This window comes from Antarcticibacterium arcticum (assembly GCF_007993795.1).
Lineage (GTDB): Bacteria > Bacteroidota > Bacteroidia > Flavobacteriales > Flavobacteriaceae > Gillisia > Gillisia arctica.
Genome location: NZ_CP042476.1, coordinates 1,823,454 through 1,837,909, shown reverse-complemented (window position 1 = coordinate 1,837,909; position 14,456 = coordinate 1,823,454). Strand labels below are relative to the sequence as shown.

General features: G+C 40.5%; 12 protein-coding genes. 7 read left to right on the top strand and 5 right to left on the bottom strand.

Annotated features, from left to right (window positions below; all coding sequences use genetic code 11):
• Positions 1-337 precede the first annotated feature (337 nt).
• On the top strand, positions 338-2,506 hold the full coding sequence (locus FK178_RS08300) for a TonB-dependent receptor (protein WP_146833418.1): 2,169 nt from the start codon (positions 338-340) through the stop codon (positions 2,504-2,506).
• Between the two features lie 97 nt (positions 2,507-2,603).
• Here FK178_RS08300 and FK178_RS08295 read toward each other — a convergent pair whose 3' ends face one another.
• From FK178_RS08295 to FK178_RS08275, 5 genes are all read right to left on the bottom strand, one after another.
• Positions 2,604-2,996 carry a hypothetical protein gene (locus FK178_RS08295; RefSeq protein ID WP_146833415.1) on the bottom strand — a complete coding sequence of 131 codons (393 nt, stop codon included), beginning with the start codon at positions 2,994-2,996 and terminating at the stop codon, positions 2,604-2,606.
• A 199-nt stretch (positions 2,997-3,195) separates the two neighbouring features.
• Complete coding sequence (locus tag FK178_RS08290; RefSeq protein ID WP_146833413.1) at positions 3,196-3,591, bottom strand: hypothetical protein; 396 nt, start codon at positions 3,589-3,591, stop codon at positions 3,196-3,198.
• 202 nt (positions 3,592-3,793) lie between these two features.
• A complete protein-coding gene (locus tag FK178_RS08285; RefSeq protein ID WP_146833410.1) occupies positions 3,794-6,307 on the bottom strand; it encodes a M14 family metallopeptidase in 2,514 nt (837 codons plus the stop codon).
• A 122-nt stretch (positions 6,308-6,429) separates the two neighbouring features.
• Positions 6,430-6,804: a PUR family DNA/RNA-binding protein gene (locus FK178_RS08280; RefSeq protein ID WP_146833406.1), complete on the bottom strand. Its 375-nt coding sequence runs from the start codon at positions 6,802-6,804 to the stop codon at positions 6,430-6,432.
• Positions 6,805-6,878: 74 nt separating this feature from the next.
• Positions 6,879-8,636: an ABC transporter ATP-binding protein gene (locus tag FK178_RS08275; protein ID WP_146833403.1), complete on the bottom strand. Its 1,758-nt coding sequence runs from the start codon at positions 8,634-8,636 to the stop codon at positions 6,879-6,881.
• A 131-nt stretch (positions 8,637-8,767) separates the two neighbouring features.
• Between FK178_RS08275 and FK178_RS08270 the strand changes: the two genes are divergently transcribed.
• The 6 genes from FK178_RS08270 to FK178_RS08245 all read left to right on the top strand — a co-directional run bounded on the left by FK178_RS08270 (position 8,768) and on the right by FK178_RS08245 (position 14,412).
• The gene (locus tag FK178_RS08270) at positions 8,768-9,868 is read left to right on the top strand and encodes a Glu/Leu/Phe/Val family dehydrogenase (protein ID WP_146833400.1); all 1,101 of its coding nucleotides are present in this window, start codon (positions 8,768-8,770) and stop codon (positions 9,866-9,868) included.
• A gap of 81 nt (positions 9,869-9,949) precedes the next feature.
• Positions 9,950-10,894: a transcription antitermination factor NusB gene (gene nusB, locus FK178_RS08265; RefSeq protein ID WP_146833397.1), complete on the top strand. Its 945-nt coding sequence runs from the start codon at positions 9,950-9,952 to the stop codon at positions 10,892-10,894.
• A 46-nt stretch (positions 10,895-10,940) separates the two neighbouring features.
• Entirely contained in the window at positions 10,941-11,402 is a 462-nt protein-coding gene (locus tag FK178_RS08260; RefSeq protein WP_146833395.1) for a DUF1573 domain-containing protein, read from the top strand.
• Positions 11,403-11,420: 18 nt separating this feature from the next.
• Positions 11,421-11,732: a preprotein translocase subunit YajC gene (gene yajC, locus FK178_RS08255; protein WP_146833391.1), complete on the top strand. Its 312-nt coding sequence runs from the start codon at positions 11,421-11,423 to the stop codon at positions 11,730-11,732.
• A gap of 173 nt (positions 11,733-11,905) precedes the next feature.
• Positions 11,906-12,967 carry an aldose epimerase family protein gene (locus tag FK178_RS08250; RefSeq protein ID WP_146833388.1) on the top strand — a complete coding sequence of 354 codons (1,062 nt, stop codon included), beginning with the start codon at positions 11,906-11,908 and terminating at the stop codon, positions 12,965-12,967.
• A 95-nt stretch (positions 12,968-13,062) separates the two neighbouring features.
• Complete coding sequence (locus FK178_RS08245; RefSeq protein WP_146833385.1) at positions 13,063-14,412, top strand: serine hydrolase domain-containing protein; 1,350 nt, start codon at positions 13,063-13,065, stop codon at positions 14,410-14,412.
• Positions 14,413-14,456 lie beyond the last annotated feature (44 nt).

Sequence of the window (14,456 nt, the reverse complement as noted above, 5' to 3'; positions counted from 1 at the left end):
GTTGTCAGTTAACAGTTATCAGTTATCGGTTATTTGTTGAAAAAGTTGCCAGTTAACCGTTATCGGTTGTGGAATGTCTGTTTAACTACATGAATGGCACTGTTAAGAAAGTTTAGTTGAGGCGCCGCTTGCAATAATTCAATTTACGATATACATTATACACTCTTTAGTTGTGTCCTGAAATTACTTCTGCTTTTGGTCTGAAATGTGGAGTCGGCCGTCTAACGTCTAACGCATGCAGTTTTCTCACTACTCACTGCTCCATACTCACTTCTTTTTCAATATTATCCTGTTATCTTTGAGGTTTTGAATAAAATTCAATTTTAAAAACTGAGATTTGAAAAATATATTTATAGTCTTCTTTTTATTTTTTACGGCGACCTCCTTTAGCCAACATACATTCACCGCACAGATCAAAGATGCTCACACCAATGAAAATCTATTCGGGGCCAATGTGCTGGTTGCAGGAACCGCGATAGGTGCCACGGCAGACGAGAACGGAGTTGTTACAATTACAAACGTCCCGGCCGGAACCCAAACTCTGCAATTTAGCTTCCTGGGATATGAGACAGCTGAAAAGAAGTATAACTTTCCCCTGGAAAATGATACAATAATTATGGTTCTCCTTCAACCTGCAGGTGAAGAAATGGAAGAGTTATTTATAGCTGCCACCCGCTCGAGGAGGACAATTGCCGATTTACCCACCCGGGTAGAGGTGATCTCGGGCGAAGAGCTCGAGGAGAAAGGGAATATGAAGCCGGGGGATATAAGGATGCTGCTCAATGAAACTACCGGGATCCAGACCCAGCAAACATCAGCTACTTCTTACAATTCAAGTATCAGGATCCAGGGATTGGATGGGAAATATACCCAGTTATTAAAAGATGGATACCCTTTGTATTCCGGATTTTCCGGGGGGCTAAGCCTTTTGCAAATTGTCCCGCTGGACCTGCAGCAGGTGGAGGTTATCAAAGGAGCTTCCTCTACGTTACATGGCGCAGGGGCAATTGCGGGATTGGTGAACCTGGTCTCAAAAACTCCCGGGGAAGAGCGGGAGCTCAATTTTTTACTCAATGCAACTTCTGCCCTGGGACTTGATCTTAGCGGATTTTACTCCAATAAATATAAGAAATGGGGTACTACTGTTTTTGCTTCATATAATCTGGGAAGCCCGTATGATCCTTCAGATATTGGTTTAACTGCAATTCCTGAATTCCGCAGATATACTGTGAACCCGCGACTTTTTTATTATTTTGATGAGAATACCACCCTGAATATTGGTGTAAATACTACGGTTGAAGAAAGAACCGGGGGAAATATCGATTTTATTGAAAATAAAGGAAACGTTTCCAACCCATATTTTGAAAAAAACAATACCAACAGGATTACTACCCGGGCGGGGTTTGATAAACAATTGGCCAATGGGAACCTTCTGAGCCTGAAAAACAGCTTCAGTTTTTTTGAACGCAGTATTGAGGTGCCAAACTATGTTTTTTCCGGGGATCAGTTTGCTTCATTCAGCGAGGCATCCTACAGTTTTGGATCAACGGAAATGGAATGGATCGCGGGATTGAACCTTTGGGTAGATAAATTTACACAGGCCGGGGAGGATACAGCCCGACCTGTAGATTACAATCATCTTACCTATGGAGCTTTCCTTCAGAATAACTGGAAAGCTTCAGAAACATTCAGCCTGGAGACAGGATTAAGATCAGATTACCAGAATGAATACGGTTTATTTATTTTGCCGCGTATTTCCGGATTATTCAGCTTTTCCCCGAATTTGACAGCCAGGTTGGGGGGAGGACTTGGTTATAAAACCCCCACAATTTTTACTGAAGATGCGGAACGCATTCAGTTTAGAAATGTACTGCCCATAAATGTTGCAGAAACAAATGCCGAGAGATCTATTGGTGGAAATTTTGATATTAATTACAGAAAAGAATTAACTGAAGAGCTGGATTTTACCATGAACACCCTATTCTTTTACACCCGTGTGAATGATCCCCTTATTCTTATGAATACCGCCATTAACACTCTTGAATATTTGCAGCCCGAAGGTTATATTGATACAAGGGGTATTGAAACAAATATTAAAATTGGCTACCGTGATTTTAAACTTTTCACCGGGTATACCCTGGCCGATGTTAACCAACATTATAACCGTGTGAAAACACCAATGCCGTTGGTTGCGAAGCATCGCCTTAATAATGTATTAATGTATGAGTTGGAAGACAACCTTAAAATTGGATTGGAAGCATATTATTTTGGGCCACAGGACCTCAATGACGGATCGACCGGACAGCAATACTGGATCTTTGGTCTTATGACCGAAAAGATATGGGATAATTTCTCCATTTTTCTAAACTTTGAGAATTTTACCGATACCCGCCAGTCCAGGTTTGATTCCATTTATACAGGGAGCATTTCCAATCCGCAATTTCGGGATATCTATGCCCCGGTTGACGGTTTTGTTGTAAATGGAGGCATTAAACTGAAACTTTAATTTAAGCGATAGTTTCACAATAATTTTTGAGGCAGTTTAATACAGGTTATCTGCATTCTTTCAAAGATTACGGGCCGTAGGGTGCCCATGTAAGGTATTACCTTGTTCTTTGATACTTGTGTTGCCGGCAACCGTCCTGACAGTTGGGAGCGGTGATCACCATGATCTCTTCCTGAATTTCAAAGCTTAGAGCATCAGAATCGTTTTCATTGCAAAAGATATAGATGAAGCCGTCTTCAGAGTAATTTACAGCCATTTCTCCGTCTTCAGCACACCAGGATGGACTTCGGCTTACCTTTAAATGAGGCAAAAAAGAAACAATTTCCATTCTGTCTGTAGGAACAAAAGCGGTTCCCGTGCTGTCTATTGTTTCGCTTATTTCAATAAGTTTCCATTCACTCACTATTTCGGGAATGTCATCTCTATCTGCAAAACAAGAAGTTAATGATATTGTAAGGGCAAGAACCCCTACTAAAGTAAAGTTTTTCATACACACAATGGTTTCGGTTTGGGAAGACCAAAGTATATAAAACAAAAGGGTGGGAATCCTTATAAAATACTAATTAACACAACTTTAGAGGCTTATATGAATTCCTTTAACATATAACAAAATGGGTTATTTCTAAAAGATCAGGATGTGGAAACACACAACATATTACTAACGGTAGTGGCTACCCAATAGTTCAGGCTTAATTCCCTGGAGCCGGGGCACCCGATACTTTTTTGTACTTATAATCGCATGCTTCAATACAAGCAGGATTCCTTATGATCATTATATCCTTTTCTATTGTAAACAACAATTTTCCACTCCCATTGCAATTGGTCAAAATAGTGCCGTCCTTTGAATAGATCACGGTGCGTTCCCTGCCTTCCCCACACCAGCCGTTGCTCTTAATTACTTCAGAATTTGAGAGGAATTGGATGTATTCCGATTCACTTACGGGTGTAAATTCGGCCGGACCGCCAATGCTTACCTTTTTCTCGATCAATTTCCAGGAGCTGCCTTCCTTTACCTTATCAGACTCCAAAGACTCACAGGAACTCAACATAAACGCAGCAACACAACAAAGAATAATTTTTCTCATAATTTTTATATTAAATCCCTATAATCAATAAACAGTAATCAATAAACAATTAGCAATAAACAATTAGCAATAAACAATTAGCAATAAACAATTAGCAATAAACAATTAGCAATAAACAATTATTTAATCTAAAGACTAAAGACTACTCACTAATCCCTATTCACTACTAACTAATCCCCATTCCCTATTCACTAAAAAAAAACTACATATGATCTCCAAAGAAAATAGCATTCATCAATAATTTATTGGTCCCGAACCAGAATCCGCGAAAGTTGGTATTGTCTGTAAACAGGATCACGTTACCCCGGCCCATATTGGATTTTTTAAAAGGAACGGTATTGGCAATTAGCTTCAGGTTTGGAGCACTAATATAGCCACTCAAAAGCGGAGTGTTGGTATATTGGATGGGATTAAAATAACTGGTAGAATCGGCTTTAATAAAGATAGTGGTATCCCTGAAAAGCGCCAGCTCATTATTCTTATACCCAAAATTCACGGGGTGTGAACGATCCAGTTTGGCGTTGAAAATTGCGCCACCAATTCCCTGGGCTCCCCGGAAGTCTCTTGACTCTTCAAAGCTTACATTTTTAGCCTTCACCTCATTTTCAAGGAAATCCAATTTCATAAAATCATTGGAGTTAAACCATCTTGCGGCATTTTTATAGCCAATAAGGGTGCCGCCGGCACGAACCCACTCCTTTAATTTTTCTGTTTGAGATTTATCCAGCGCATTTCCCCTGGTATTCGGTAAAATTATATCTGAATAGGAACTTAAGTTGGCGCCCGAAAGATCTCTTACATCCAGCTTGGTCAAATGCATTTCATATCGCTGGTCAAACAAATGCCAGATCTCTCCTGCATCATAAGGAGTGACCCCGTCTCCAACTATCATCGCAACTTTTTGTGCCTTTAAGGGCCGTAATTGATTGCTACCCAGGTTTACGCCTTTGGTAAGTCCGGTGGTAACGGGAACAATCTCTATATTTGAAGTTTTAGAAACTTCCGTTAAAAATTCGTGCAGCTCATTGTGATTCAGTTCCTGGTTTTGAACCGGGATCATGATGGTGCCATAATCAAATGTCCTTTCGCCAGATTCAAGAGGTTGCATACTTAATCTTGCCCTTAGGCCTTTGTTCAGGATCTTATTAAGGGCTTTTGGCGAATAATAATCATGCCATTCCATTAAATAAGCATACTCACTCTTACCCGGAGCCGGAACAACAGGTTTTTGGAGTTCTTCAATTTTCTCCCCCGCATAACGCATATTTAAATTCTCACTTACATCAAGGTTAAAAGCCATTGGAAAAGACCAGGCTGAAATATCATAGAACAAACTATCTGTAAATGTGGTACGCTTTTCAAACATAGCCTCTACCAGGCGGTGTTGCTTCTGGTTTTTTGGTATAACGTAGGCCGTTCCTTTTTTAAAGGCTTTTCCATCTGTAGTAAAATCTTCGGTAATCTGATGCACTTCCACCTGGTGACGTTTTAAAATTTCGGCAAGGTGCCAGGCTGTATTAGGGTCTTTTGAATTTCCGAAGACATAACCGCCTTTCGCTGCGGTGCTTCTGGCAGTATTATAAAAATCCCTTTGAAAATTAAGGATCTTTGCTCTCATATTTACAGCAGCTTCAAGGGTTGAAAGAGCTGCCGTAAACTGGTTGCGTATTGTAAAAGGAAAGGTAAGCAGGCCGTTGTCTGTTTCCTGCACATGGCCCCTGGAACTTCCCTGCTCGAAAAGGATCCCTATGCTTCCATTGATATCGGGGAAGGTTGATCCTTTTCCGTAGTAGAAATCGTCAAAATCTTCCTCGGTATAATAAAAGGAACCTATTTTATCCAGAGCAGCGGCATGATAAGTGCCAATTTCCCGGGTAAGGTCCTGATTCATTTGCGGGGTAAGGGGATGGGTTCTTGAGGGAATCCCGGGTTGAAAGAAAAAGGAGGCGTTGGATCCCATTTCGTGATGATCTGTAAGAATATTGGGCTGCCATTTGTGGAAGGTTTCTATCCTTGCACGGCTTTCCGGCAGTTGCACCGGCAGCCAGTCCCGGTTCATATCAAACCAGTAATGATTTGTCCTGCCCCCGGGCCAAACTTCGTTGAATTCCCTGTCCTGAGGATCTGGGTTCAAATTAATACTCCTGTTGGTATTTGCCCAATAAGAGAAACGTTGTAAACCATCAGGATTAAGGGATGGGTCAAAAAGGATCACTGTATTTTTTAAGGTCTCCTCAACCTTTGGTCCCTGCCCTGCGGCAAGGTAATAAGCTGCAAGTAATGCCGCGTTTGAACCGCTGGCTTCATTTCCATGAATCGAAAATCCCTGGTATACCACAATGGGCATATTGGCAGTATTGATCTTGCTGCTATTAGGTTCAGTAAGATTAAAATGTTCTGTACGAATGTTTTCCAGGTTAGCATGATTTTCTTCAGATGTTATCACGAGCAGTAACAATGGCCTTCCTTCATAGGTGGTGCCGCGATTTTCAAGGGTTATTCGCGGAGATTCATTAGCAAGGGTACGCATATAGGAAACCAGGAGATCGTGAGAAACATGCCATTCGCCGGGGATGTATCCCAAAACTTCCTGCGGAGTAGAGATATTGGGATCATAGGTGATGTCCTGGGGCAAATAATAAGAGAGATCGAGCTCTTGTTGAGCGCTTACCTGAAAACTAAATAAAGCAAGAATGGGAAACAGAAGAAATTTCATAGGGATACCTGTTAATTTTTTAAACCTGTGAAACAAAGCACAGGCAAATTTTTAAAGCGGTAAGATAAAAAAACCGCCCCAAATAATTGGGGCGGTCCTTAACTTAATTTTAACGTAGCTTTTTAGATGTCTTCAAAGCTGATATCGGTAAATTTTTCGGCCGATGTGGAAACTTCTGCTTCCTCGTCATCGTATTCTTTTTTGAAATCTTTCTGGTGTCTCTCGCTTATAACTTCCTCACCTTTTTCTCCAACAATATAGTTGGTCATTTCATTTAAAATTTCAGAAAAACCTTCGAAATCCTCTTTATACAAATAGATTTTATGTTTTTTGTAATGAAAAGAACCGTCGGCATTGGTAAACTTTTTACTCTCGGTGATCGTCAAATAGTAATCATCGGCTTTGGTGGCTCTTACATCAAAAAAATAAGTGCGTCTTCCTGCTCGTAATACTTTAGAGAAAATTTCATCTTTCTCCATCATTCCATTTTCGCTCATAAAATAATTTCTTAATTGTTCGTTCTATGTATTGCTCAAAAATCTAAAAATTTTTAACATTTCGCAACTTATTTTCACATTTCTTTTTCACTTAGTTGCTTTGCGTAAAGTTCCTTATAATACCCGCTTTGCTGAATAAGTTCCTGATGTGACCCCTGCTGAACAATATTTCCATCTTCAAGAATGATGATCTTATCGGCATTTTTTGCTGAAGATACCCGGTGACTCACAATAATTGTGGTCTTGTTCCTGGAGATCCTGAAAAGATTATTAAGGATCTCTTCTTCGGTTTCAGTATCCACGGCTGAAAGGCAATCGTCAAATAACAAAATCTGCGGATCGTGAATGATAGCCCTGGCGATGGAAACCCGCTGTTTTTGTCCACCAGAGAGGGTGATCCCGCGTTCCCCCAGCACGGTATCATAACCTTTGCTGAAATTTTTAATATTCTTATGTACCGAAGCATTTTTGGCAGCGGTAATTACTTCCTCATCTGTAGCATCGGTTTTTCCGAAGCGTATATTATTTCTTATTGTGTCGCTAAAAAGAAAGGCATCCTGTGGTACATAACCTATACTGTCCCGCAGGTCATAAAGGTTGAGTTCCTGTATGTTCACGCCATCAATCTTAATTTCCCCGCTTTGCACATCATAGAGCCGGCCTATTAATTCAAGGATCGTAGATTTACCCGATCCTGTTTTTCCAATAATAGCCAGGGTTTCACCACGCTTGACATTAAAAGATATGTTTTTAAGGGCTGTGATATTGGTGTCCTCATAGGTAAAACTCACATTCTCAAAAGCAATATCCCCTTTAACCGGTGTATTGGCGGGCTGTAAATTTTTAATTTGTGGTTCCTGTTTAAGGAATTCATTGATTCGGGCCTGGGAAGCTTCTGCCTGTTGCACAATTGAGGTTACCCACCCTACAGTAGCCACCGGCCACGTAAGCATATTTACATAAAGCAAAAATTCTACTATCACCCCAATATTCTCGATTTCGCCTGAGATCACCTGGCTGCCTCCTATAAAGATTACAAGCGTATTGCTCACCCCAATAAGCAGTACCATAAGCGGAAAAAAGAAAGCCTGTACCTTTACCAGGTCCAGATTTTTGTCCCTGCTGCCGTTGGAGAGTTCTACAAAATTGGTGTTCGTCATAGGTTCAAGGCCATATGATTTTATCACAGAAATTCCGCTAAAGCTTTCCTGGGTAAAGGTGTTAAGCCTGGATAGATATTGCTGTACCACCGTGCTCCTTTTGTGAATGGCCACACTTAACTTATAGATTGCATAAGATAGTATGGGAAGTGGAGCCAGCGTATACAGCGTAAGCATAGGAGCTGTATTTACCATATACCAAATTACAATAACAAATAGAGTAAGGGTTGTCACACTATACATAATGGCCGGGCCCAGGTACATTCTTACTTTGGAAACATCTTCACTTATGCGGTTCATAAGATCTCCGGTGCGGTTCTGCTTGTAAAAATTGAGCGATAGCCTCTGGTATTGCTCATACACCTCATTCTTAAGGTCAAATTCCATATGCCTGGAAACCACAATAAAGGTTTGACGCATTAAAAAGGTGAGGAAAGCTGAAACCAGTTGCGCTCCAATAATAAGCAGGATAAAATAAAATAATTGATCCCTTAGCTCGGTAGCGCTTTCCAGGGTACCGCTAACATAATTTTCAATAACGTTGGTGGAATCCCCTATGAATTGTACGGGATAAATAGCAAATATCCTGGCCGCAATGGTAATAAGGAAACCCAGGATAAGCCTCCATTTATATTTATAAAAATATTTATTTAAATGTCGTAATTCCTTCATAGATCGGGCTCCCGGTTTTATTGCTGAATTCGTAATTTAACGATGGAATTAAGCGGGGAAATAAAATAATCATTATTTTTGCGGCACAAAATTTTTCAAAAAAGAAAATATCGCCTAATAAATTTATAAGTATGCAAGTTGACGTTCTTAACGCAAATGAACTTAAATCAAGCGGGCCTGTGTTTGGCCAACTCTCTTTTAATGACCACGAACAAGTTGTTTTTTGCAATGACAAAGATACAGGTTTAAGAGCAATTATAGGAATTCATAATACAGTTTTAGGTCCTGCGCTTGGTGGAACCAGGATGTGGAATTATGCCAGTGAATGGGAAGCCCTTAATGATGTTTTGCGCTTATCCCGTGGAATGACCTATAAAAGTGCCATTACGGGGTTAAACCTTGGAGGTGGAAAGGCAGTTCTTATTGGTGATGCCAAAACCCAGAAGACACCCGAGTTGATGAAAAAATTTGGGGAGTTTGTACATTCCCTTAGTGGAAAGTATATCACTGCAGAGGATGTGGGAATGGAAACTTCAGATATGGATATTGTGCGTGAGGTTACCCCTTATGTAACTGGAATATCTGAATCTAAAGGTGGTGCGGGAAATCCTTCCCCAATTACAGCCTACGGGGTGTTTATGGGAATGAAAGCTGCAGCAAAATTTAAATATGGGAGTGATGATCTTGACGGGAAAAAGATCCTGGTCCAGGGAATTGGCCACGTGGGAGAGTCGCTGGTAGAACATCTGTCCAATGAAGGTGCAATTGTTTATATAGCCGATATCAATCCTTCCAAACTGGAAGAAGTAAGTAAAAAATACAGTGCAAAGATCTATACTGAAGACGTGTATGCGGCCAATGTTGATATCTATGCGCCCTGTGCCTTAGGCGCCACTATAAATGATGAAACCATCGAGCGTATGAAAGCGGGGATCATCGCAGGAGCAGCCAACAATCAGCTGGCTGATGAGAATATCCACGGGAAACTGCTTCAGGAAAAAGGGATCCTCTATGCACCCGACTTTTTGATAAACGCGGGAGGAATAATCAATGTTTATGCAGAACTTGAAGGTTATGACAAGGCAGAGATCATGCGTAAGACTGAAAATATTTACAACACTACCCTGGAGATCCTGAGAACTGCGGAAGCCAGAAACATCCCCACTCATTTTGCGGCACTGCAAATCGCGCAACAGCGTATTGATGACAGAAAAAGGGAAAATTTGAGGTAAGTAGTATAAAATAAATAGTATTTTTGCAAGGCGAAAGAGGGTTCTTTCGCCTTGTTAATTTTTAAATGTTCTTTTACACCTATGTTAACCAGAAGACATATTCGAGTTAAAGTAATGCAGTCGCTCTATTCTTTTCACCAGAGCATGAATAAGAACTTCCAGGCTGAAGAAAAATTCCTTCTCAAAAGTATGCAGGAGATGTATGATCTTTTTCTGCTTCAGTTAAAGTTAATCATTGAGATCAAAGCCTATTCAGAAAGATACCTCGAAAAGTCCCAAAGGAAACATCTTGCCACCAGTGAAGAAATAGATCCAAACATGAAGTTTGTGAACAACACGGTGATACAGATCCTGGAAAACAATAATGAGCTCAACGATCTTCTGGAATCCCGCAAAATAACCCAATGGAACAGGGATGGGGAATATGTTGCCCTGTTGTGGGAGGAGATCATGAAAAGCAGTGTTTATGAGGAGTATATGAATACCAGAGAGTCTTCTTTTAAGGAAGACAAGGAATTTGTAATACGTTTACTTCGCGATTTTATAGCCCCCAATGAAAAACTTTACGATTATCTTGAGGACAGTAAACTTACTTGGCTGGATGATCTGCCTTTGGTAAACACCGCTATCCTTAAATTTTTAAATAAATTAAAAGAATCATCCTCCCAGGAGGCAAAACTTCCAAAATTATTTAAAAGCTCAGATGATGAAGAGTTTGCAGTGCATTTATTGCGAAAGGTGCATGTGAATGATGAAGAGCTGGCGGGCGAAATGCTGGGGAAAACCCCCAATTGGGATAAGGAAAGAATTGCCGAAATTGATACCATTCTCATTAAGATGGCGATTTGTGAGTTTTTACACTTTTCATCCATTCCCGTGAAGGTGACCATTAATGAATATCTTGAAATTGCTAAAGAATACAGCACCCCAAAAAGCAGCATTTTTATTAATGGTGTACTGGATAAATTATCCAAGGAATATCATGAGGAAAAGCGTTTAAATAAAATGGGGCGGGGCCTTATGTAATAGAGAAAATTTAGTATTTTTAACTTTTAATTTAAAACTGTAAATTATGAAAAAAGGAATTTTAATGATAGCTGCCCTTGGGGCCATGGTCTTTACTTCCTGTAAAGATGATGCATCAAGCAAGGTAAAAGCTGAAAATGTTGAAACAGCAGCCGAACGTGATGCACAGGCGGTTTATTATCCTGAAATGTCGTTTGAGGTAGTAGAACACGATTTTGGAACCATTGCAAAAGGAACTGCCGTTGAGCACACTTTTAAATTTACCAATACCGGTAAAGCACCATTGGTGATCACTAATGCAAGCAGCAGTTGTGGGTGCACCGTACCTACGTATCCAAAAAATGAATCTATCGCTCCGGGAGAAAGTGGAGAGATGGTTGTGAAGTTTGATGGATCAGGTCAGGGACAAACTACCAAAACAGTAAATATCACCGCCAATACCGAAAAAGGTACTGAGCAATTAAGAATCAAAGCTTTTGTTGAAGGCGGTGCAACCTCCGGCCAGTAATAGCTTTTAAACCAGTTTATGGAACAAATTACCAATTTTGCCCCGATTATTTTAATGTTTTTAGTGGTGTATTTTTTTATGATACGCCCACAAATGAAAAGAGCCAAGCAGGAAAAGAATTTTGCGGCCGAATTAAAAAGGGGTGACAGAATAATCACAAAAAGCGGAATGCACGGGAAGATCATTGATTTTAGCGAAAAAAACAATGCAGTTATCATTGAAACCGGAGCAGGAAAGATCACTTTTGACCGTTCATCCATCTCTATGGAAATGAGCAAAAAATTGAACGAACCCGTAGCAACCGAAAAAAAAGTAATTGACAAGAAATAGATCTTGCTTACAAGCTTAATAAAAAACCGCTGGAATTTATTTTCGGCGGTTTTTTTATTTTGAGAGAATTGTCGCGGGAAAAGAACTTGCAGGTATGCATCTTACACAACCTGCAGTTTCTTAATTTTGTGTCCCCTTCACCTCCAATTGGTTAAGGGGTAAAAAATTTATAAATGGAAGAACTGCAAAAAAAAGTGGTTGGTAAGACTCCAGAAGGAGCGGTTATAGAACAATATACCTTAACCAATTCAGGCGGGATGCAGGTTGCAATTTTTAACTACGGAGGCAGGATCGTGTCTTTAAAAGTTCCCGATAAGAAGGGGGTTTCCGGCAATGTAGTTTTAGGCTTTGAGAAGACAGAGGGTTACCTGAAAGAGAATCCGTTTTTTGGAGCAATCGTGGGTAGATATGCCAACAGGATCGCCCGGGGGGAATTCACACTGGACGGTGAAAAATTTGTACTTCCCCGCAATAACGGACAAAATCATTTACATGGCGGGGATAAGGGATTTGATAAAGCCTTATGGACCGGTGAAAAAAATAAGGAGGCAAAGAATTCCCTGCAACTTCATTATGTAAGTAAACATATGGAACAGGGATATCCCGGAAACCTTAGGTGTACTACTACTTATACATTACACGAGGACAATAGCCTGGAAGTTATTTTTGAAGCCACTACAGATAAAGCGACTATTGTAAACCTTACCCAGCATTCTTATTTTAATTTATCCGGAGATTTTTCTTCCAATATTCTGGACCATGATGTAGAGATAAATGCAGCAAAATATCTTCCCGTAAACCCTCATATAATTCCCACGGGAGAAATGAAGTCTGTGCTTAATTCTCCCTTTGATTTTGTGGAACCCAAACCGGTAGGCCGGGATATTACCGCTGTAGATGAACAATTGCAGCTGGGCCTTGGTTATGACCATTGCTGGATATTAAATAAAGAGGAGAAGGAATTTACATTTGCAGCTTCTGCCTATCACGCGGGAAGCGGAAGAATGCTTAAAGTTTTTACTACAGAGCCCGGTGTGCAGTTTTATACCGGTAATTTTCTGGACAGCACATTACCTATTCCGGGTGGTGCCGGAACCTATGGAAAGCATTCCGGTTTGTGTTTTGAAACCCAGCATTATCCAGATTCTCCCAATCAACCGGAATTTCCGTCCGTAAGGTTGAATCCCGGCGAAAAATATTATTCCAGGACCAGGTTTGCATTTTCGGTAGAATGATTTCAGGAAATTTTATGCAGGCCTGATCCTCTTCACGAACTATTTCTCAAGACGGCGAATAAAGTTTAATTTTAAGGGATAAATTGAAAAATCTTATGAGAAAGATCTGGAAAATAGTGCTGCCGGTATTTGTTCTTTTAATTGCCGTGGTAATTTATATAAACTATCCAAGGCTTAATATTATTACCGGTTTCGCTGCAAAAAATGCCTGCTCATGTATTTTTGAAGCAGGTAGGGATCTGGAATCTGTAAAGGCCCTGGATAATAATTTTTCTCCGGTAAACCAAGCCTCCTACAAGGTGGATACTCAAAAAATGTCTGTAACTTCTAGAATATTCGGTTTAAAACCCAGAACTGCTGTTTATCATCGGGGTCTTGGCTGTGTACTTCTGCCGGAAAAATCCAGTGAAATTTCGTTTGCCATAATTCCAGAGCGTACCATAGATAATAATTCAATTCCTTATCCCTATGGGAACGCCCCTCCCAAAGATTCAGTGTTTTTAAATGTGGATACTTCAGCCCTGCAAATGGCAGTGGAGAATGCCTTTGACAGGGAAGGAAGTATTATGCAACAAACGAGAGCGGTGGTGGTGTTATATAAAGGCCATCTGATTGCTGAAAAATATGGCGAGGGTTTTAATGCGGAAACCAGTCTTCTGGGATGGTCTATGACCAAAAGTATAACCAGTGCTGTTTTAGGCAGGATGGAAAAACAGGGAAGGGTCTCTCTTGACCAAAATAATTTATTTGAGGAGTGGGCCGGCGATGAACGCTCAAAGATCACCCTGAATGACCTGTTGCAAATGAACAGCGGACTGGAATGGGTAGAGGATTATGAAACAATATCTGATGTTACGCGAATGCTGTTTCAGGAAAAGGATATGACCAGGGTGCAATTAAGGAAACCGATGGCAGGCCCACGCTCCAATACCTGGAATTATTCATCGGGAACAACAAATCTTTTGTCAGGCTTTATACGAAACCAGTTTGATACGCATCAGGAATATCTCGATTATTGGTATAAGGAGGTAATTGATAAAATTGGGATGCATTCCATGACCCTGGAAACTGATGCGGCGGGGAATTATGTGGGTTCCTCTTATGCCTGGGCGACAGCAAGGGATTGGGCAAAATTTGGACAGCTCTATTTGAACAGGGGAAAATGGAATGGCGAAGTGATTTTAAGCGAAAGCTGGATAAATTATTCTGCTACACCGGTAGAAGGTTCAAATGGGGAATACGGGGCCCATTTCTGGTTAAATGCATGGGGGAAATATCCTAATGTTCCCGGGGATCTCTATTCAGCCAACGGCTTTCAGGGACAGCATGTATTTATAATACCTTCAAAAGAGCTGGTGGTTGTAAGATTTGGGCTGGCTGAATATCCCGATTTTGATGTAGATTCCTTTCTCAAGAATATAATTGGAGCAGTGAGGGAATTTTAAATTATTAGTGGTTTAAAAAAGAAACGGAAGGCTACTGCCTCCCG

Coding starts and splice junctions, on each gene's coding strand:
- FK178_RS08295 (WP_146833415.1), bottom strand. CDS start 2,996: ATGAAAAACTTTACTTTAGTAGGGGTTCTTGCCCTTACAATATCATTA.
- FK178_RS08290 (WP_146833413.1), bottom strand. CDS start 3,591: ATGAGAAAAATTATTCTTTGTTGTGTTGCTGCGTTTATGTTGAGTTCC.
- FK178_RS08285 (WP_146833410.1), bottom strand. CDS start 6,307: ATGAAATTTCTTCTGTTTCCCATTCTTGCTTTATTTAGTTTTCAGGTA.
- FK178_RS08280 (WP_146833406.1), bottom strand. CDS start 6,804: ATGAGCGAAAATGGAATGATGGAGAAAGATGAAATTTTCTCTAAAGTA.
- FK178_RS08275 (WP_146833403.1), bottom strand. CDS start 8,636: ATGAAGGAATTACGACATTTAAATAAATATTTTTATAAATATAAATGG.
- FK178_RS08270 (WP_146833400.1), top strand. CDS start 8,768: ATGCAAGTTGACGTTCTTAACGCAAATGAACTTAAATCAAGCGGGCCT.
- nusB (WP_146833397.1), top strand. CDS start 9,950: ATGTTAACCAGAAGACATATTCGAGTTAAAGTAATGCAGTCGCTCTAT.
- FK178_RS08260 (WP_146833395.1), top strand. CDS start 10,941: ATGAAAAAAGGAATTTTAATGATAGCTGCCCTTGGGGCCATGGTCTTT.
- yajC (WP_146833391.1), top strand. CDS start 11,421: ATGGAACAAATTACCAATTTTGCCCCGATTATTTTAATGTTTTTAGTG.
- FK178_RS08250 (WP_146833388.1), top strand. CDS start 11,906: ATGGAAGAACTGCAAAAAAAAGTGGTTGGTAAGACTCCAGAAGGAGCG.
- FK178_RS08245 (WP_146833385.1), top strand. CDS start 13,063: ATGAGAAAGATCTGGAAAATAGTGCTGCCGGTATTTGTTCTTTTAATT.